Source organism: Streptomyces sp. NPDC029159, from assembly GCF_055564055.1.
This window is the reverse complement of sequence record NZ_JBVHWT010000010.1, coordinates 16,519-32,674: the sequence shown is the minus strand read 5'-3', so window position 1 is coordinate 32,674 and position 16,156 is coordinate 16,519. Positions and strand designations below refer to the sequence as shown.

Annotated in this window: 20 protein-coding genes; 1 reads left to right on the top strand and 19 read right to left on the bottom strand. The window is 73.7% G+C overall.

Annotated features, from left to right (window positions below; genetic code table 11):
• Positions 1–166 precede the first annotated feature (166 nt).
• The 11 genes from lgt to hisI all read right to left on the bottom strand — a co-directional run bounded on the left by lgt (position 167) and on the right by hisI (position 9,529).
• Positions 167–1,162, bottom strand: coding sequence for a prolipoprotein diacylglyceryl transferase (gene lgt / locus ACZ4U4_RS20150; protein WP_467875980.1), 996 nt, complete (start codon positions 1,160–1,162; stop codon positions 167–169).
• Positions 1,163–1,275: 113 nt separating this feature from the next.
• The gene (locus ACZ4U4_RS20145; RefSeq protein WP_467875977.1) at positions 1,276–2,085 is read right to left on the bottom strand and encodes a DsbA family protein; all 810 of its coding nucleotides are present in this window, start codon (positions 2,083–2,085) and stop codon (positions 1,276–1,278) included.
• Positions 2,086–2,197: 112 nt separating this feature from the next.
• Positions 2,198–3,025 (bottom strand): tryptophan synthase subunit alpha, encoded by an 828-nt coding sequence (gene trpA, locus ACZ4U4_RS20140; protein ID WP_467875975.1) that lies wholly within the window; start codon positions 3,023–3,025, stop codon positions 2,198–2,200.
• The gene (trpB, locus tag ACZ4U4_RS20135; RefSeq protein WP_467875972.1) at positions 3,025–4,287 is read right to left on the bottom strand and encodes a tryptophan synthase subunit beta; all 1,263 of its coding nucleotides are present in this window, start codon (positions 4,285–4,287) and stop codon (positions 3,025–3,027) included. The genes trpA and trpB overlap by 1 nt, the downstream gene beginning before the upstream one ends.
• A 350-nt stretch (positions 4,288–4,637) precedes the next feature.
• Positions 4,638–4,934 (bottom strand): tryptophan biosynthesis modulator TrpM, encoded by a 297-nt coding sequence (gene trpM, locus ACZ4U4_RS20130; RefSeq protein ID WP_467875969.1) that lies wholly within the window; start codon positions 4,932–4,934, stop codon positions 4,638–4,640.
• A gap of 16 nt (positions 4,935–4,950) precedes the next feature.
• Complete coding sequence (gene trpC, locus ACZ4U4_RS20125; RefSeq protein ID WP_030281655.1) at positions 4,951–5,760, bottom strand: indole-3-glycerol phosphate synthase TrpC; 810 nt, start codon at positions 5,758–5,760, stop codon at positions 4,951–4,953.
• A gap of 150 nt (positions 5,761–5,910) precedes the next feature.
• Positions 5,911–6,378, bottom strand: coding sequence for a DUF2752 domain-containing protein (locus ACZ4U4_RS20120; RefSeq protein WP_467875966.1), 468 nt, complete (start codon positions 6,376–6,378; stop codon positions 5,911–5,913).
• Between the two features lie 135 nt (positions 6,379–6,513).
• Entirely contained in the window at positions 6,514–6,753 is a 240-nt protein-coding gene (locus ACZ4U4_RS20115; protein ID WP_467875964.1) for an HGxxPAAW family protein, read from the bottom strand.
• 85 nt (positions 6,754–6,838) lie between these two features.
• Positions 6,839–7,486: a TIGR02234 family membrane protein gene (locus tag ACZ4U4_RS20110; protein WP_467875961.1), complete on the bottom strand. Its 648-nt coding sequence runs from the start codon at positions 7,484–7,486 to the stop codon at positions 6,839–6,841.
• Between the two features lie 79 nt (positions 7,487–7,565).
• The gene (locus tag ACZ4U4_RS20105; protein WP_467875958.1) at positions 7,566–9,104 is read right to left on the bottom strand and encodes an anthranilate synthase component I; all 1,539 of its coding nucleotides are present in this window, start codon (positions 9,102–9,104) and stop codon (positions 7,566–7,568) included.
• 11 nt (positions 9,105–9,115) lie between these two features.
• Positions 9,116–9,529, bottom strand: a complete 414-nt coding sequence (gene hisI / locus ACZ4U4_RS20100) for a phosphoribosyl-AMP cyclohydrolase (RefSeq protein WP_467875955.1) — start codon at positions 9,527–9,529, stop codon at positions 9,116–9,118.
• A gap of 113 nt (positions 9,530–9,642) precedes the next feature.
• Between hisI and ACZ4U4_RS20095 the strand changes: the two genes are divergently transcribed.
• On the top strand, positions 9,643–10,275 hold the full coding sequence (locus ACZ4U4_RS20095) for a TIGR03085 family metal-binding protein (RefSeq protein WP_467875953.1): 633 nt from the start codon (positions 9,643–9,645) through the stop codon (positions 10,273–10,275).
• 51 nt (positions 10,276–10,326) lie between these two features.
• On the opposite strand, the gene hisF is transcribed toward ACZ4U4_RS20095, so the two are convergent.
• The 8 genes from hisF to hisD are packed head-to-tail and all read right to left on the bottom strand — an operon-like array spanning position 10,327 to position 16,105.
• Entirely contained in the window at positions 10,327–11,094 is a 768-nt protein-coding gene (gene hisF, locus ACZ4U4_RS20090; RefSeq protein WP_467875950.1) for an imidazole glycerol phosphate synthase subunit HisF, read from the bottom strand.
• 4 nt (positions 11,095–11,098) lie between these two features.
• Entirely contained in the window at positions 11,099–11,500 is a 402-nt protein-coding gene (locus tag ACZ4U4_RS20085; RefSeq protein WP_467875948.1) for a RidA family protein, read from the bottom strand.
• A gap of 23 nt (positions 11,501–11,523) precedes the next feature.
• Complete coding sequence (gene priA / locus ACZ4U4_RS20080) at positions 11,524–12,252, bottom strand: bifunctional 1-(5-phosphoribosyl)-5-((5-phosphoribosylamino)methylideneamino)imidazole-4-carboxamide isomerase/phosphoribosylanthranilate isomerase PriA (RefSeq protein ID WP_030281672.1); 729 nt, start codon at positions 12,250–12,252, stop codon at positions 11,524–11,526.
• The gene (gene hisH / locus ACZ4U4_RS20075; RefSeq protein ID WP_467875945.1) at positions 12,252–12,899 is read right to left on the bottom strand and encodes an imidazole glycerol phosphate synthase subunit HisH; all 648 of its coding nucleotides are present in this window, start codon (positions 12,897–12,899) and stop codon (positions 12,252–12,254) included. Before hisH ends, priA begins: the two co-directional genes overlap by 1 nt.
• Positions 12,890–13,054, bottom strand: coding sequence for a hypothetical protein (locus ACZ4U4_RS20070; RefSeq protein WP_186000424.1), 165 nt, complete (start codon positions 13,052–13,054; stop codon positions 12,890–12,892). Before ACZ4U4_RS20070 ends, hisH begins: the two co-directional genes overlap by 10 nt.
• Complete coding sequence (gene hisB, locus ACZ4U4_RS20065; RefSeq protein ID WP_467875942.1) at positions 13,051–13,644, bottom strand: imidazoleglycerol-phosphate dehydratase HisB; 594 nt, start codon at positions 13,642–13,644, stop codon at positions 13,051–13,053. The genes ACZ4U4_RS20070 and hisB overlap by 4 nt, the downstream gene beginning before the upstream one ends.
• Positions 13,641–14,786, bottom strand: a complete 1,146-nt coding sequence (locus ACZ4U4_RS20060) for a histidinol-phosphate transaminase (protein ID WP_467875939.1) — start codon at positions 14,784–14,786, stop codon at positions 13,641–13,643. Before ACZ4U4_RS20060 ends, hisB begins: the two co-directional genes overlap by 4 nt.
• Complete coding sequence (gene hisD / locus ACZ4U4_RS20055; RefSeq protein ID WP_467875938.1) at positions 14,783–16,105, bottom strand: histidinol dehydrogenase; 1,323 nt, start codon at positions 16,103–16,105, stop codon at positions 14,783–14,785. Before hisD ends, ACZ4U4_RS20060 begins: the two co-directional genes overlap by 4 nt.
• Positions 16,106–16,156: the final 51 nt, after the last annotated feature.

Below are 16,156 nucleotides of genomic sequence, written 5' to 3'. Positions count from 1 at the left end.
CAGAAAAAAGAACCCCCCCCCCCTCCCCCCCTTCTTTTCTTTCCCCCCCCCCCCCCCCCCCCCCCCCCCCCCCCCCCCCCCCCCCCCCCCCCCCCCCCCCCCCCCCCCCTCCCCCCCCCCCCCCCGCGGTGGGGGATACGGCCGCCGCCCGGGGCGACGGCGCCTCTCAGCTCTTCTTGCCGCCGCTCCCGGCGGTCTTCGCCCCGCCGTCGGCACCGGGCTTCGCGGCCTCGGCGCCGGCGTCCTCGTCGGCCGCGGTGTCGGGCTCCTTCTCCGCGGGCCCGTCCGCCTGCTTCGCGCCCTCCGGCGCACCGTCCGCGTCCGCACCGGCCAGGGCCTCCTGGGCGCCCGGCTCGACGACCTCCTCGCGGCCCGGCACCCGCCGGGACGAGATGATCATGTAGAGGACGGCGAGGACCAGGCCGATCAGCGCGGTCCAGACGTTGAGCCGCAGACCGAGGATGTGGTGCGCCTCGTCGACCCGCATCTCCTCGATCCAGGCGCGGCCCGCGCAGTACGCCGCGACATACAGCGCGAAGGCGCGGCCGTGGCCGAGGCGGAAGCGCTTGTCGGCCCAGATCACCAGCGCGGCGACGCCCAGGCACCACAGGCACTCGTAGAGGAACGTCGGGTGGTAGGTGCCGCCGATGCGGCCGATCGCCGGGTCGTCGCTGATCTTCAGCGCCCACGGCACATCGGTCGGCCGGCCGTACAGCTCCTGGTTGAACCAGTTGCCCCAGCGGCCGACGGCCTGGCCGATGGCGAGGCCGGGGGCGAGCGCGTCGCAGTAGGCGGGAAGCGGGATACCGCGGCGGCGGCAGCCGATCCAGGCGCCGACCGCGCCGAGCGCCACCGCGCCCCAGATGCCGAGACCGCCCTCCCACACCTTGAAGGCGTCGAGCGGATGGCCGCCCTTGCCGAAGTACGGCTCGTACGTCGTGATGACGTGGTAGAGCCGTCCGCCGACGAGGCCGAAGGGCACCGCCCAGACGGCGATGTCCGCCACCGTGCCGGACCGGCCGCCGCGCTGCACCCAGCGCTTGTTGCCGAGCCAGACGCCCAGGAAGACACCGATGATGATGCAGAACGCGTAGCCCCGGAGCGGGATCGGGCCGAGGTGCACGACGCCGACCGACGGGCTGGGAATGAATGCGAGGTCCATGGCAGTCACGACGCTACCCCGCCGAACGGGGTCGGCGACAACCCGCCCGGCAACGGCTGCGTAACGACCGTCACACCTTCGCGACCGACCCGGGCGGGCCCCGCACCGCCCGCTCAGTGCACCGGCGTGGCGGGCTTCGCGGGCTGCTTGCCCTTGTTGGCGTCGAGCACCATCTTCTTGAAGTCCGCGGGCGTGAACTGCCCGTTCTTCTCCTTTGCCAGATCCTTGCCGTTGAGCAGCACGGTCGGGGTGCCGCGGAAGCCGGTCTTGGCGAACGCGTCGTTGGACCGCTTGACGAAGTCGTTGTACGTACCGGACTCGACGCACTGCGTGAACGCGTCACCGGCCAGCCCCGGAACCTTGTCGGCGAGCCGGATCAGCTTCTTCTTGTCGGCGAACGCGTCCTGCTGCTCCGGCGGCTGGTTGCTGTAGAGGACGTCGTGGTACCCGCGGAAGCGACCGGCGTGCTGGGCGCAGAGCGCGGCGTTGGCGGCGTTGAGGGAGCCGGTGCCGCCTCCGTTGCCGTCGATGATCGTGACGAGGTGGTACTCGCTCTTCAGCTGCCCGGAGTCCTCCAGCTCATGGATGACCGGGCGGAAGCCGGTCTCGAACTGCTGGCAGGCGGGGCAGCGGAAGTCCTCCCAGACCGTCAGCGTGGAGGGGGCACCGGCCGAGCCGACCGGCACCGCCGGTTTGTCGCCGCCGCGCGCGCCCTTCGGCACCGCCAGCGGCTTGGCGCTCTCCTCGTCCCCGCCGGAGTGGGAGGCCCAGACGGCGATGGCGCCGGCCACCGCGAGGGCCAGGACCACCGCTCCGCCGACGATCGCCTGGCGGTTGCGCCGGGCCTTGGCCTTCTCCTTCTCACGCTGTGCCTTCAACCGCTCGCGGGCGTTGCTCTTACCGTCATCGTTCTTCTGGCTCACCCCAGGAAAACGAAGCGGAGGGGCGCTGCCGCACCCCTCCGCACCGATGTTCGCCCTATCGGGGGACGGAACCCGCCGCGCCGCACACCCGTGCCCGCGGCCCGCCCCGGCCTCAGGAGCGCTTGCGCACCCCGGCGGCCAGCTCCCCGGCCAGCGTCCGGACCCCGGCGAGCCCGGCCTCCAGATCGTGCTCGTCGGCCAGCATCCGCTGCACGAACGCCGAGCCGACGATCACGCCGTCGGCGAACTGCGCGACCTCCGCGGCCTGTTCGGGGTTGGAGACCCCGAGGCCGACGCAGACCGGCAGGTCGGTGGTGGCGCGGGTGCGGCGGACCAGCTCCTGCGCCTCGTGGCCGACCGACTCACGGGTGCCGGTGACGCCCATCAGCGACGCCGCGTAGACGAAGCCGCTGCCCGCCGCGGTGATCTCGGCGAGGCGGGCGTCGCGGCTGCTGGGGGCGACGACGAAGACGGTCGCCAGACCGTGCTTCTCCGCCGCCGCACACCACTGAGCGGCCTCCTGGACCGGCAGGTCCGGCAGGATGCACCCGGCGCCGCCCGCGGCGGCCATCTCGGCGGCGAACCGCTCGACGCCGTAGCGGTAGACCGGGTTCCAGTACGTCATGCAGAGCACCGGCGCACCGGTGGCGGCGTGTGCCTCGCCGACCGTGCGGATCACGTCGGGGATCCGCACACCGCCGCGGAGCGCGATGTCGTCCGCGGTCTGGATGACCGGCCCGTCGAGGACCGGGTCGCTGTGCGGCAGGCCGATCTCGACGATGTCGCAGCCGCCCTCCAGCATCGCGGTCGCCGCCCGGATGCCGCCGTCCACGGTCGGGAAACCGGCGGGAAGGTAGCCGACCAGCGCGGCGCGGTTCTCCTCGCGCGCCGTCGCCAGCACCGAGTCCAGCAGGGCGATGTTGCCCGTCGCCTCCGTCATCACTTCTCCCCCTCGCCGACGCCGGCGCGCTCGCCCGCGTTGTCGTACAGCCCGAAGTAGCGGGCCGCGGTGTCCATGTCCTTGTCGCCCCGGCCCGAGAGGTTGACCAACAGCAGGCCGTCGGGGCCCAGCTCGCGGCCCAGCTCCAGCGCGCCGGCCAGCGCGTGGGCGCTCTCGATGGCCGGGATGATGCCCTCGGTGCGCGACAGCAGCCGCAGCGCCTGCATCGCCGCGTCGTCGGTGACCGCGCGGTACTCGGCCCGCCCGCTGTCCTTGAGGTACGAGTGCTCCGGGCCGATGCCCGGGTAGTCCAGACCGGCGGAGATCGAGTACGGCTCGGTGATCTGCCCGTCCTCGTCCTGGAGGACGTACGAGCGCGAGCCGTGCAGGATGCCCGGGCTGCCCTCGGTGAGGGTCGCGGCGTGCTCGCCGGTGGCGATGCCGTGGCCGCCGGGCTCGCAGCCGACCAGCCGCACGCTCTCGTCGGGCAGGAAGGCGTGGAAGAGGCCGATGGCGTTGGAGCCGCCCCCGACGCAGGCGAGCGCGGCGTCGGGCAGCCGCCCGGCGCGCTCGACGATCTGCCGCCGCGCCTCGACGCCGATGACGCGGTGGAAGTCACGGACGAGCGCCGGGAAGGGGTGCGGGCCCGCGACCGTGCCGAAGAGGTAGTGGGTGCGGTCGACGTTGGCGACCCAGTCGCGGAACGCCTCGTTGATGGCGTCCTTCAGGGTGCGGCTGCCGGAGGTCACGGCGATGACCTCGGCGCCGAGCATCCGCATCCGGGCGACGTTCAGCGCCTGCCGCTCGGTGTCGATCTCGCCCATGTAGATGGTGCAGTCGAGGCCGAAGAGGGCGCAGGCGGTGGCGGTGGCGACGCCGTGCTGACCGGCGCCGGTCTCCGCGATGACGCGGGTCTTGCCCATGCGCTTGGTGAGCAGCGCCTGCCCGAGCACGTTGTTGATCTTGTGCGAGCCGGTGTGGTTGAGGTCCTCGCGCTTGAGGAACACCCGGGCGCCACCGGCGTGTTCGGCGAACCGTGACACCTCGGTGAGGGCGCTGGGACGGCCCGTGTAGTTGACCATCAGCTCGTCCAGCTCGGCGGCGAACGCCGGGTCGGCCTTGGCCTTCTCGTACTCGGCGGCCACCTCGTCGACCGCGGCGACCAGCGCCTCGGGGATGAACTTGCCGCCGAAGGCGCCGAAGTAGCCCGAGGGGCCGGGAACCAGCCCCTCCGGGTCGGGCACGAAGAAATCGGAGGACATCTGACGCACTCCTCTGCCGGGGCCCTCGCCCCGGACTGGGTCTGTCGGAAAGGTGAGAAAGGGATGGGAAGGGTGTGGAGAAGCAAGGGGGGCGTGCGCCGCCCGCGCGGGCGTTGCGCGGGGCGCGCGGTACGCCGACGGATCCGGCCGCCGGTGACTCCCGGTCGCCGTACGGCCGTCGGGCATCCGTCGGGCCGTGGGAGCGCCGCGCCCTGCCTAACGAGCGACCGGCCCGCGAGGGCACCGGTGGGACGCCACCGACCTGATGATCATTACGGCCGCTCGCCGGAGGATGTCCCGGCAGGCCGGAGCGGCACACCCGCCGCACCGTCCGCCGGGGCGCGCACGCATCAGCGCACGGGCCCCCGGCGCCATCGCATCCCGTTGGTCTGACCGGGCTCGGAGCCGATGTGGTACCTGACCCGGCGGCCGTGGACACGGCGGGCGGGGGCCCGGCAGCCGCGGTGCCAGGGCGGCAGCGCGCAGCGGACCGCCGCGCGGCGCGGGGCACGGCGCGCCCGGGGCGCCAGGGCGGGCGAGGGGCCGTGGCCGGGCAGGCCGTCCGGCCCGGCGGGCGCACCGGCGGGCACGCCGCAGGCGCCCGGGAACATCTCCCGGGCGGTGCGGTGGCTGCCGGTGGCGGTCATGGGGTCGCGTCCGTCCTCAGGCCCGGCCGTGCCGGATGGCGGGGTGCGAGCCGGCGGCGACCAGATCGGCGACGGCGGTGCGCGGGTCCTTGCCGGTGACCAGCGACTCGCCGACGAGGACGGCGTCCGCGCCGTCGTTGGCGTACGCGATCAGGTCGTGCGGGCCGCGGACGCCGGACTCGGCGATCTTGACGATGTGGTCGGGGATCTCGGGGGCGATCCGGGCGAAGTTGCCGCGGTCGACCTCCAGGGTCTTGAGGTTGCGCGCGTTCACGCCGATGATCTTGGCGCCGGCGTCGACCGCGCGGGCGACCTCCTCCTCGTCATGCGCCTCGACCAGCGGCGTCAGACCGATCGACTCGGCCCGCTCGATGAGCGAGACCAGCGCCTCCTGCTCCAGCGCGGCGACGATCAGCAGCGCGAGGTCGGCGCCGTACGCACGGGCCTCCCACAGCTGGTAGGCGGTGACGATGAAGTCCTTGCGCAGCACCGGGATGTCGACCCGGGCGCGGACCGCTTCGAGGTCGGCGAGCGAGCCGCCGAACTTGCGCTGCTCGGTGAGGACGGAGATGACCGCGGCGCCACCGGCCTCGTAGTCGGCGGCGAGGCCCGCCGGGTCGGCGATGGCGGCGAGTGCGCCCTTGGAGGGGCTGGAGCGCTTGACCTCGCAGATGACCGTCACGCTCTCGCCCTTGAGGGCGGCGACGCCGTCCTTGGCCGGGCGGGCGGCGCGGGCGCGCTCCTTCAGCTCGTCGAGGCCGACGCGCGCCTGTCGCTCGGCGAGGTCGGCGCGGACTCCGTCGATGATCTCGTCGAGCACACTCACGCGAGCGGCCTCCTTCTGCAGCGGTGGAGGGGACGGGCGCCGGGCGATGAGCGCTGCTCACCGTGGGCACTTCCGATGGTATCCGGCCGGGGCCCGAGGTCCCGCACCCGGCCGCCGCCGGTCCCAGCAGCTGGACAGCGGCCGCCCAGGTCAGGGGTGCAGGAAGGCGCCGAAGGGAAGGTTGCGGACGAGGGTGAAGAGGGCCAGCAGGGCGGTGAGCGCCCACCAGTGGACCGGGCGCGGGCGTGGCCCGGCGGTCGGCAGTCCGCGCACCGCGCGGACCGTCCAGACCAGCCAGAACACCGCGCAGGCGGCGTACGCGAGGACCGCCACGGCGTTGGCGCCGAGCGCGGCGGGCAGCTCGCCGTGGGCCACCGCGTGGGCGCTGCGCAGGCCGCCGCAGGCCGGGCAGAAGACGCCGGTCAGATGCAGCAGCGGGCAGACCGGGTAGTGGCCGGGGCGGGTCGGGTCGACCGCGCCGACGTAACCGAAGGCGGCGACCGCGGCGGCGGCCGTGCCCAGCGGGGCGGCGAGACGGCGCAGCGGCCTCCGCCCTCGGCCGGGCGGCACGGCGGGGCGCGGGGCGGCGGGCCGGGGCGGGGCCACGGGTGCGTTCACCTGGCCGATTGTCCCGGGGGATGCACGAAGGCGCCGCTTCCCGGCATCCGTACGGGGGACAGCCCTTACGGACGGCGACCGGGAAGCGGCGCCTTCGGAGCAGCAGTGGTGGCGCCGGGGGCCGGCGCCAGGGGGTCAGCCCTCCTGGGGCTGGGCCACGACGGCCGGGGCGGCTGAGCGCCGGGGCTCCGAGCCGAGACCGGCGAGACGCATCACACCGCCGACGACCGCACCGAGAAGGGTCAGAACGATGCCGGCCCAGAAGCCGGGCACGCTCCCCAGCACCAGGAAGGCCCCCGCGACGCAGAAGCCGATGAACGAGATGATGACGCCGGTCCAGGCGGCGGGGGTGTGTCCGTGGCCACTGCTCGACATGAGTGCTCCTCGTAGCTCTGTCGCGCCGGATCGGGGCGCGGTGATACCTCGCCGTCCATTGTCACCGATGCCGGGGGAAACCCCGTTACCGGGTGGGGTCCTCACCGCGGTCCAGCGACTTCCACAGCTCCTCCGGGCGGTCCGGGTCCACCGGCGCGGCGGCCCGGCGCGGGGGGCGGGCACCGCCCGGTGTGCGCTCGTAACGGCCCGACATCGCGGGCCAGTGGCGGCCGAAGAACAGCGCGAGGAGACCGGCGATCAGCAGCAGCACACCGCCCGCGGCGGAGACCCACGGCCAGACGGTGTGCGTGACGTGATGCACAGCGGTACCGCTCAGCCCGACGGCGGTGGCGGCCTGCTCACGCAGTGCGGAGGTGTCGCCGTAACCGGCCGCCGCGGCGAGCGCGGTGCCCGCGCCGCTGAGGGCGAGGAGGGCGGCGACGGCGTACCGGCCGACGCGCCGCACCGCGAAGACCGCGACCAGCGCGGCGAGGCCGACGACGGCCAGCGCGGCGGGGACACCCGTGACGTCGGAGCCGGTCACCGTGCGCGGCAGATCGCCCTGGGCGAGGGCGGCGGTGCCCCGGGACCAGACGCGGCCGGACGCCAGCAGGACGAGGGCGGAGCCGGCGGCGCCCAGCAGCAGTGCGGCGGCGAGGCTGCGCCGGGCGCTGCGGGGCCGGGCGGACGGCGCGGGCGCGGTGGCGGCGGGGGGCGGGGTTGCGGCACTCACTCCCCCACTATCGCGCACCGCCCGCGGTGCCGGGCCACGGGGTGGCCGGTCGCCGCGGGCGGTCCGAAGGCGCCGGGGGTCAGCCGCCGAGGCGGTTGGCGGTGTGCACGGCGCGCAGCACGGCGGCGGCCTTGTTGCGGCACTCGGTGTCCTCGGCGACCGGGTCGGAGTCGGCGACGACGCCCGCACCGGCCTGGACGTACGCGGTGCCGTCGCGCAGCAGGGCGGTGCGGATGGCGATGGCGGTGTCGGAGTCGCCGGCGAAGTCCAGATAGCCGACGCAGCCGCCGTACAGCCCGCGCCGGGTCGGCTCCAGCTCCTCGATGATCTGCAGGGCGCGGGGCTTGGGCGCGCCGGAGAGGGTGCCCGCGGGGAAGCAGGCGGTGAGGACGTCGAAGGCGGTGCGGCCCTCGGCGACGGTGCCGGTGACGGTGGAGACCAGGTGCATGACGTGGCTGTACCGCTCGACCGACATGAAGTCGACGACCTCGACGCTGCCCGGCTCGCAGACCCGGCCCAGGTCGTTGCGGCCCAGGTCGACGAGCATCAGGTGCTCGGCGCGCTCCTTGGGGTCGGCCAGCAGCTCGTCGGCGAGGGCCTGGTCCTCCTGGACCCCGGCGCCGCGCGGCCGGGTCCCGGCGATGGGGTGGACCATGGCCCGGCCGTCCTCGACCTTGACCAGCGCCTCGGGGCTGGAGCCGACCACGTCGAACCCGCTGCGCTCACCGTCGCCCGCGAAGCGGAAGAGGTACATGTACGGGCTGGGGTTGGTGGCCCGCAGCACCCGGTAGACGTCCAGGGCGCTCGCCGTGCACGGCGTCTCGAAGCGCTGCGAGGGCACCACCTGGAACGCCTCACCGGCGCGGATGCGCTCCTTGATGTCCTCGACGGCTTCCTGGTAGGCGGCGCCGCCCCATTCGGCGGTGAACGGCGGCAGCTCCGACGGCGGCAGCGCGGCGGCGCTCGCGGGCGCCGGGCGGGCGAGGTCGTCGGCCATCGCGTCGAGGCGGGCGACGGCGTCCGCGTACGCCTCGTCGACGCCGGTGTCGAGGTCGTTGTGGTTGATCGCGTTGGCGATCAGCAGGACGGTGCCGTTCCAGTGGTCGAGGACGGCGAGGTCGGAGGTGAGGAGCATGGTCAGCTCCGGCAGCCCGAGCGCGTCCTCGGTCTGCTCGGTGATCTTCTCCAGGCGGCGGACGACGTCGTAGCCGAGGTAGCCGACCATGCCGCCGGTGAAGGGTGGCAGTCCGGCGTCCTCCAGCAGGTCACGCGGGGTGTGCAGGGCCTCGACGGTGGTGCGGAGCGCGGCCAGCGGATCGCCGCCGGTGGGCATCCCCACGGGCGGCGTGCCCAGCCAGTGGGCTTGGCCGTCGCGGGCGGTGAGGGTCGCGGCGCTGCGGACGCCGATGAACGAGTACCGCGACCACGTCCGGCCGTTCTCGGCGGACTCCAGGAGGAAGGTGCCGGGCCGCTCACCGGCGAGTTTGCGGTAGAGCCCCACCGGGGTGTCGCCGTCGGCCAGCAGGCGCCGGGTGACGGGGACGACCCGGCGGTCCTTGGCGAGGGTGCGGAAGCTGTCGAGGTCCGGTGTGGCGGTGCCGGTGGTTCCCGTGGTCATGGCAGCGGAGCCTACTGGTCGCCGTCCGTGAGCAGAACGTCGGCGTCGAAGCAGGTGCGGGCCCCGGTGTGGCAGGCGGCGCCGGTCTGTTCGACGGTGACCAGGACGGTGTCGGCGTCGCAGTCCAGGGCCACCGAACGGACGCGCTGGACGTGGCCGGAGGTGTCGCCCTTGACCCAGTACTCGCGGCGGCTGCGCGACCAGTAGGTGCAGCGGCCGGTGGTGAGGGTGCGGTGCAGCGCCTCGTCGTCCATCCAGCCCAGCATGAGGACCTCGCCGGTGCCGTACTGCTGGGCGATGGCCGGAACGAGGCCGTCGGCGTCCCGCTTGAGGCGGCCCGCGACGGCGGGGTCGAGGGCGGTGCTGCCGGGGGCGGCGGGGCCGTCCGGGGTGAGGGCTGCGGTGTCGGTGGCGCGGCTGGTCATGGGGCCATTGTGCCGTGCGGGGGACGCGTGGTGGGCGCCGCGGACCCGCGGAGGGCCCCTGACCGGGCGGCCGTGGCGTGGCAGGGCGGCGGGGCCGGTCGTAGGCTGGCCGTATGTCGACCCATGCGAAGCGTGAACGGCTCCTGCTCGCCGACCTGTTGGAGAGCGTCGGCCCCGATGCGCCGACGCTCTGCGAGGGCTGGCGCACCCGCGATCTCGCCGCCCATGTGGTGGTGCGCGAACGCCGGGCGGACGCGGCCGGTGGCCTGCTGTTCAAGCCACTGGCGGCCCGCCTGGAGCGGGTCCAGGAGGAGTTCACCGCCAAGCCGTACGAGGAGCTGCTGGGGCTGATCCGCAGCGGTCCGCCGCGGATGTCGCCGTTCTCCCTGAAGCAGATCGACGAGGCGTCGAACACCGTGGAGTTCTACGTACACACCGAGGACGTGCGGCGGGCGCAGCCGGACTGGTCGGCGCGGGAGCTGGACCCGGTCTTCGCGGACGCGCTGTGGTCCCGGCTGGAGAAGATGGCGAAGCTGCTGGGCCGGAAGTCGCCGGTGGGCCTGGTGCTACGGCACCCGGACGGCCGCACCGCCGTCGCCCAGCGAGGCGCCCCGGTGGTGACGGTCGTCGGCGAGCCCGGTGAGCTGACCCTCTTCGCCTACGGACGCCAGCAGGCCGCCGACGTGGAGCTGGCGGGCGACCCGGAGGCGGTGGCGGGGGCGCGGCAGGCGGCACTGGGGATCTGAGGCGCAGGCGCGGGGCGGGACCGCACCCGCGGCCCCGCCCCGCGCCCGTCGTCAGCGAACGGGGTGCCCGGCCTCCCGCAGCGCCCCCTTGACCTCGCCGATGCGCAAGTCACCGAAGTGGAAGACGGAGGCGGCCAGCACCGCGTCGGCGCCCGCCGCGACCGCGGGGGCGAAGTCGGCGAGCCGGCCGGCGCCGCCGGAGGCGATGACCGGCACGGAGACGTGCTTGCGGACCGCCTCGATCATCTCGGTGTCGTAGCCGTCCTTGGTGCCGTCGGCGTCCATGGAGTTCAGCAGGATCTCCCCGGCGCCCATCTCGGCGGCGCGGTGCGCCCACTCGACGGCGTCGACCCCGGCGGAACGGCGCCCGCCGTGCGTGGTCACCTCGAAGGAGGTGGTGCCGTCGGCCGCGGCCACCCGGCGGGCGTCGACGGAGAGCACCAGCACCTGGCTGCCGAACCGCTCGGCGATCTCCCGGATCAGCTCGGGCCGGGCCAGCGCCGCGGTGTTCACCCCGACCTTGTCGGCGCCGGCCCGCAGCAGCTTGTCGACGTCCTCGGCGGTGCGGACGCCGCCACCGACGGTCAGCGGGATGAAGACCTGCTCGGCGGTGCGGCGGACCACGTCGTAGGTGGTCTCGCGGTTGCCGGAGGAGGCGGTGATGTCGAGGAAGGTCAGCTCGTCGGCGCCCTCCTCACCGTAGATCCGGGCCATCTCGACCGGGTCGCCCGCATCGCGCAGGTTCTGGAAGTTCACGCCCTTGACGACCCGGCCGTTGTCGACGTCCAGGCAGGGGATGACACGGACCGCCAGGGTCATGGCGTCAGGCTCCTTCGGAGGGTTGCTTGAAGGCTTCTAGTTCCACTTCGACCAGCACGCGGGGGTCGACGAAGCCGGAGACCACGATCAGGGTCGCGGCCGGCGGCGCGGCGTCGAAGAGCTCCCGGTGGGCGCGGCCGACCGCGTCCACGTCCCGCACATGGGTCAGATACATCCGGGTGCGCAGCACGGCGGCGGCGTCCAGGCCGAACGGCTCCAGGGCCGCCAGGGCGTTCCCGAAGGCCGCCCGGGCCTGCTCGTAGGGGTCGCCCTCGCCCTGGAGCACACCGTCGTCGGTGAAGGGCAGCGTGCCGGCGACCAGCACCCGGTCCCCGGCGGCCACCGCGCGGGCGAAGCCGATCGTCTCTTCCCAGGGACTTCTGGTCCGTACCCGCTCGATGGTCATCACGCCGCCTTTCGGTCGTCCGGTCAGGCCACTGCTGCCAGCGCCTCTTCCAGGGTGAACGCCTTCGCGTAGAGCGCCTTGCCGACGATCGCACCTTCCACACCCTCGGGCACCAGCGACGCGAGCGTACGCAGGTCGTCGAGGGAGGAGACGCCGCCGGAGGCGACGACCGGGCGGTCGGTGGCCGCGCAGACGTTCTTCAGCAGTTCGACGTTGGGGCCCTGGAGGGTGCCGTCCTTGTTGATGTCGGTGACGACGTAGCGGGCGCAGCCCTCGGAGTCGAGGCGGGCCAGCGTCTCGTAGAGGTCGCCGCCGTCGCGGGTCCAGCCGCGGCCGCGGAGCGTGGTGCCGCGGACGTCCAGGCCCACCGCGATCTTGTCGCCGTGCTCGGCGATGACCTTGGCGACCCACTCGGGGGACTCCAGCGCGGCGGTGCCGAGGTTGACGCGGCGGCAGCCGGTGGCGAGCGCCGCGGCGAGCGAGGCGTCGTCGCGGATACCGCCGGACAGCTCGACCTTGATGTCCATGGCGCGGGCGACCTCGGCGATCTGCGCGCGGTTGTCGCCGGTGCCGAACGCCGCGTCGAGGTCGACGAGGTGCAGCCACTCGGCACCCGCCTGCTGCCAGGCCAGCGCCGCCTGGAGCGGGTCGCCGTAGGCGGTCTCGGAGCCGGACTCGCCGTGCACCAGCCGGACGGCCTGGCCGTCGCGGACGTCGACGGCGGGGAGGAGTTCGAGCTTCGGGTGGGCCATCACAGGGTCTCGATCCAATTGCTCAGCAGCTGGGCTCCGGCGTCGCCGGACTTCTCGGGGTGGAACTGCGTGGCCCACAGCGGGCCGTTCTCGACCGCGGCCACGAAGGGCGCACCGTGGGTGGCCCAGCTGACCTTGGGGGCGGCGATGTGCGGGTTGCCGATCTCCAGCTCCCAGTCGTGCGCCGCGTACGAGTGGACGAAGTAGTAGCGGGCGTCCGCGCCCAGACCGGCGAAGAGGCGGGAGCCCTCGGCCGCCGCCACGGTGTTCCAGCCCATGTGCGGGACGACGTCGGCCTTGAGCGGGCCGACCGTGCCGGGCCACTCGTCCAGCCCCTCGGTCTCCACACCGTGCTCGATACCGCGGGAGAAGAGGATCTGCATCCCGACGCAGATGCCCATCACCGGGCGGCCGCCGGAGAGCCGGCGGCCGACGATCCAGTCGCCGCGGGCGTCGCGCAGCCCCTGCATACAGGCGGCGAACGCGCCGACGCCGGGGACCAGCAGCCCGTCGGCGTTCATCGCGCGGTCGTAGTCGCCGGTGATCTCCACGTCGGCCCCGGCGCGGGCCAGGGCGCGCTCGGCGGAGCGGACGTTACCGAAGCCGTAGTCGAAGACCACGACCTTCTTCGCGGCCGTCAATTCCACACCTCCAGCCGCATCACCCCGGCGACGAGGCACATCGCCGCGCCGATGGACAGCAGCGTGATCAGGCTGCGGGGCATCTTCTGCTTCCAGAAGGAGTAGATGCCACCGACGAGGAAGAGACCGACCAGGATGAAGGCGGTCGACATGCCGTTCACAGGGCACCCTTCGTGGACGGGAGAATTCCGGCGGCGCGCGGATCGCGTTCGCTGGCGTACCGCAGCGCCCGCGCCAGCGCCTTGAACTGGCACTCCACGATGTGGTGGGCGTTGCGGCCGTACGGGACGTGGATGTGCAGGGCGATCTGCGCCTGGGCGACGAACGAGTCGAAGATGTGGCGGGTCATCGTCGTGTCGTAGGTGCCGATCATCGGCGCCATGTTCTCCGGCTCGGTGTGCACGAGGTACGGGCGGCCGGAGAGATCGACGGTGACCTGCGCGAGGGACTCGTCGAGCGGGACGGTGCAGTTGCCGAAGCGGTAGATGCCCACCTTGTCGCCGAGCGCCTGCCGGAAGGCGGCGCCGAGCGCGAGGGCGGTGTCCTCGATGGTGTGGTGGGTGTCGATGTGCAGATCGCCGTCGGTCTTGACGGTGAGGTCGAAGAGACCGTGGCGGCCGAGCTGGTCGAGCATGTGGTCGTAGAAGCCCACGCCCGTCGAGACATCGACCTGGCCCGTACCGTCGAGGTTGATCTCGACGAGCACCGAGGTTTCCTTGGTGGTGCGCTCGACGCGTCCGACGCGGCTCATGCGCTCTGCTCCTTCATCAGTCCGCGTACCGCTTCGAGGAACGCGTCGTTCTCGTCCGGGGTGCCCGCGGAGACCCGCAGCCAGCCCGGCACGCCGTTGTCCCGGACCAGGACGCCCCGGTCGAGGAGGGCCTGCCAGGCGGCGTGCGCACCGCCCGGCCCGTCGAAGAGGCCGAACTGCACGAAGTTGGCGTCGGAGTCGACGACCTCGCAGCCCGCCGCGCGCAGCTCCGTGACCAGCCGGTCGCGCTCGGCCTTGAGCTGCTCGACGTACTTCAGCAGGGTGTCGGTGTGCTCCAGGGCGGCCAGCGCCGTCGCCTGGGTGACCGCGGAGAGGTGGTAGGGCAGCCGGACCAGCTGGACGGCGCCGACCACGGCCGGGTCGGCGGCGAGGTAGCCCAGGCGGAGTCCGGCGGCGCCGAACGCCTTGGACATCGTCCGCGAGACGACGAGGTTGGGGCGTCCCTCGATCAGCGGCAGCAGCGAGGGGTGGTGGCTGAACTCGCCGTACGCCTCGTCGATCACCACCAGCGCGCCGCCGCTCTCCGCCCGCGCGGCCTGCGCGGCGTCGTACAGCGCGAGGACCGTCTCGGCGGCGACGGCGGTGCCGGTCGGGTTGTTCGGCGAGCAGACGAAGACGACGTGGGGGCGGCGCTCGGCGATCAGCGCCGTCGCCGCCGCGACGTCGACGGTGAAGTCGTCGTTACGGGGCCCGGAGATCCACTCGGTGCCGGTGCCGCGGGAGATCAGCCCGTGCATGGAGTACGAGGGCTCGAAGCCGAGGGCCGCGCGGCCGGGGCCGCCGAAGGTCTGCAGCAGCTGCTGGAGGATCTCGTTGGAGCCGTTGGCCGCCCAGACCTGCTCCGCGGTGACCGGGTGGCCGCCGGTGCGGGTGAGGTAGCGGGCCAGCTCGGTGCGGAGCTCGACGGCGTCACGGTCCGGGTAGCGGTTGAGGTCGCGGGCGGCGTCCGCGACCCGCTCGGCGATCCGCCGGACCAGCTCCTCGGGGAGCGGGTAGGGGTTCTCGTTGGTGTTCAGCCGGACCGGTACGTCCAGCTGCGGGGCGCCGTACGGGGTCTTGCCGCGCAGTTCGTCCCGGATGGGGAGCGCGTCCCAGGGGAACGCGTCGGAGCTGTTCGTCACTTGCTCTGCGGGACCTTCCAGTCGAACCGGGCCTTCAGCGCGGCGCCGTGGGCCGGGAGATCCTCGGCCTCGGCGAGGGTCACCACATGGTGGGCGACCTCGGCCAGCGCGTCGCGGGAGTAGTCCACGACATGGATGCCGCGCAGGAACGACTGCACGGACAGGCCCGAGGAGTGGCAGGCGCAGCCGCCCGTCGGCAGGACGTGGTTGGAGCCGGCGCAGTAGTCGCCCAGGGAGACCGGGGCGTAGGGGCCGACGAAGACCGCACCGGCGTTGCGGACCCGGGCGGCGACGGCGGAGGCGTCGGCGGTCTGGATCTCCAGGTGCTCGGCGCCGTACGCGTCGACGACCGTCAGGCCCTCGTCGATACCGTCGACCAGGACGATCGCGGACTGCCGCCCGGCCAGCGCCTCGGTGATCCGCTCGATGTGCCTGGTGGCGGCCACCTGCGTCTTCAGCTCGGCCTCGACGGCGTCGGCCAGCTCGGCGGAGTCGGTGACGAGGACGGCGGCGGCCAGCGTGTCGTGCTCGGCCTGGCTGATCAGGTCGGAGGCGACATGGCGGGCGTCGGCGGTGGCGTCGGCGAGCACCGCGATCTCGGTGGGCCCGGCCTCGGCGTCGATGCCGATCCGGCCCTTGAGCAGGCGCTTGGCGGAGGCCACGAAGATGTTGCCGGGGCCGGTGACGAGGTTGACCGGACGGCACTCGTCGGTGCCGTACGCGAACATCGCGATGGCCTGGGCGCCGCCGGCGGCGTAGACCTCGTCGACGCCGAGCAGCGCACAGGCGGCGAGGATCGTCGGGTGCGGCAGGCCCCCGAACTCCTTCTGGGGCGGAGAGGTGACCGCGACGCCTTCGACGCCGGCCTCCTGGGCGGGGACGACGTTCATCACGACGGACGACGGGTAGACCGCGAGGCCGCCGGGGACGTACAGCCCGACCCGCTCGACCGGCACCCAGCGCTCGGTGACCGTGCCGCCGGGGACGACCTTGGTGGTGGTGTCCGTACGGCGCTGCTCGCGGTGGACGAGGCGGGCGCGCCGGATGGACTCCTCCAGGGCGGCGCGGACCGCCGGGTCCAGCTCGGCCAGGGCGCGCTCGAGCGCCTCGTCCGGGACCCGGACCCGCTCGATCTCCACTCCGTCGAACCGCCGCGCGTACTCGATCAGCGCGGCGGTGCCGCGATGGCGTACGTCCTCGCAGATGGGCCGCACCTTCTCCAGGGCGGCTTCCACGTCGAACTCGGCACGGGGCAGCAGGTCGCGCAGGGCGCCGCCCTCGGGAAGGGCGTCACCGCGCAGATCGATTCGGGAGATCACCCTCCCAGTGTCTCAGACCCGCCCTCGGGCCCGGCCCGCCGTATCACCCAG

Coding starts and splice junctions, on each gene's coding strand:
- lgt (WP_467875980.1), bottom strand. CDS start 1,162: ATGGACCTCGCATTCATTCCCAGCCCGTCGGTCGGCGTCGTGCACCTC.
- trpA (WP_467875975.1), bottom strand. CDS start 3,025: ATGACGGAGGCGACGGGCAACATCGCCCTGCTGGACTCGGTGCTGGCG.
- trpB (WP_467875972.1), bottom strand. CDS start 4,287: ATGTCCTCCGATTTCTTCGTGCCCGACCCGGAGGGGCTGGTTCCCGGC.
- trpM (WP_467875969.1), bottom strand. CDS start 4,934: ATGACCGCCACCGGCAGCCACCGCACCGCCCGGGAGATGTTCCCGGGC.
- ACZ4U4_RS20115 (WP_467875964.1), bottom strand. CDS start 6,753: ATGTCGAGCAGTGGCCACGGACACACCCCCGCCGCCTGGACCGGCGTC.
- ACZ4U4_RS20105 (WP_467875958.1), bottom strand. CDS start 9,104: ATGACCACGGGAACCACCGGCACCGCCACACCGGACCTCGACAGCTTC.
- hisI (WP_467875955.1), bottom strand. CDS start 9,529: ATGACCAGCCGCGCCACCGACACCGCAGCCCTCACCCCGGACGGCCCC.
- ACZ4U4_RS20095 (WP_467875953.1), top strand. CDS start 9,643: ATGTCGACCCATGCGAAGCGTGAACGGCTCCTGCTCGCCGACCTGTTG.
- hisF (WP_467875950.1), bottom strand. CDS start 11,094: ATGACCCTGGCGGTCCGTGTCATCCCCTGCCTGGACGTCGACAACGGC.
- ACZ4U4_RS20085 (WP_467875948.1), bottom strand. CDS start 11,500: ATGACCATCGAGCGGGTACGGACCAGAAGTCCCTGGGAAGAGACGATC.
- priA (WP_030281672.1), bottom strand. CDS start 12,252: ATGGCCCACCCGAAGCTCGAACTCCTCCCCGCCGTCGACGTCCGCGAC.
- hisB (WP_467875942.1), bottom strand. CDS start 13,644: ATGAGCCGCGTCGGACGCGTCGAGCGCACCACCAAGGAAACCTCGGTG.